General features: G+C 54.1%; 1 protein-coding gene and 1 pseudogene. Both read right to left on the reverse strand.

Going from position 1 to position 1,263, the window contains the following annotated elements:
* Positions 1–987: plasmid partitioning protein RepB (gene repB, locus P7F60_RS27270; RefSeq protein WP_277920789.1), on the reverse strand; the 987-nt coding region annotated here is incomplete at its 3' end.
* A gap of 84 nt (positions 988–1,071) precedes the next feature.
* A pseudogene (locus tag P7F60_RS27275) lies at positions 1,072–1,263 on the reverse strand (plasmid partitioning protein RepA); the annotation flags it as partial.

Below are 1,263 nucleotides of genomic sequence, written 5' to 3' on the forward strand. Positions count from 1 at the left end.
GTTGGTTTCGTTTTGCGACCCCTTGTACTCCTCGTACAAGCGATCCATGCGAGAAGACAGCCATTCGCTGAAAGGCTTGGCTTCTACATTCGTGAGCTCGATGGCAACCTTCTTCGCTTTGGCGGTCATCGCGAAATTCAGCGAGCGATCAGACGAGATCCAGTCTTTTGCTGCGGTATCGGCTTTGGGCATTTTTGCAGCCGATTTGGCCTTGTATCGCTTCACGTAGTCATGAAGTTCATCAAACCGCTCGGCTTCAGGAAGCCTTTGAAAGTCGGCCGAAGCTGCGTGCTCAACAGCGACCTTGGAGAGGGCAGGGGCGAGTAGCAACTGCCGGAGGCTGAGCCAACGGTCGCGCCCAATTTTCTTCGATGCACCCAAGGCCTGAATGACTGGCGCTGGCACCGCCTCGACGACAGCAAGCATCTTCGACAGCATCGCCTCATCGATGGCGAGCGACGAACGAACCGTTTCCTTGTTCATTCCAGACGCGATCAGGTTCTGAGCGAAGTAGGCGCGTTCAATGAAAGACAGGTTTGAACGGGCTGCGTTTTCCTGTCCCTGTACGATCGCCGCGGTGATATCGTCGAGCTTCTTTACGATCGCCTTTACCGGAACTCCGAGTTCGCGAGCCACCCTGAGACGACGGTGACCGAACACGACCATGTATCGCTTGGCATCCGTGGAACTGGGGCGGACAAGGATAGGTGTCGCCTGACCTGATTCCTTGATTGCCTTGAGCAGGTCCTGAAACTCTTCTCCGTCGTCTGAAAGGCGGTCGGCCACGAAGGACACGTCAATCAATCGCGGATCAAGATCCACGATCACCTCACCTTCCATGAGCTTCTTGGTGTTCTCGGCCATATCTTCAATGGAGCGAACAACCGTCTTGGCGGCTCCTGTCATGCCGTAACCGGGTTTTGTAGGCGTCTGGTTTGCCGAGATCGACGCCATATCCAGTTTGGCGAAAGGATTTTCACGGGACATAGGTGCTCTCCCAACCTGTTTTCAGAACCGGTAACTCGTTGACATCTATTTGCAAAACGCGGAAAAAAACGGCTGACAAGTGCCTCATTTTCTCCCCCAGACACCGTGGATGAGCTCAACGATTTCCGCGTTAGCGGCATTCAAGCTCTCCATTGCCCTGTCGTAGGTTGCCCGAACAAACTCACCGCGCTCGACCTCATACAATGTCTGCTTCTTTATCGAAGCATCGGAAATCGCAGTGGACTTCAGAACGTGGTTTCTCAGCATTTGCTGTGC

Source organism: Rhizobium sp. YJ-22, from assembly GCF_029601685.1.
Classification (GTDB): domain Bacteria; phylum Pseudomonadota; class Alphaproteobacteria; order Rhizobiales; family Rhizobiaceae; genus Metarhizobium.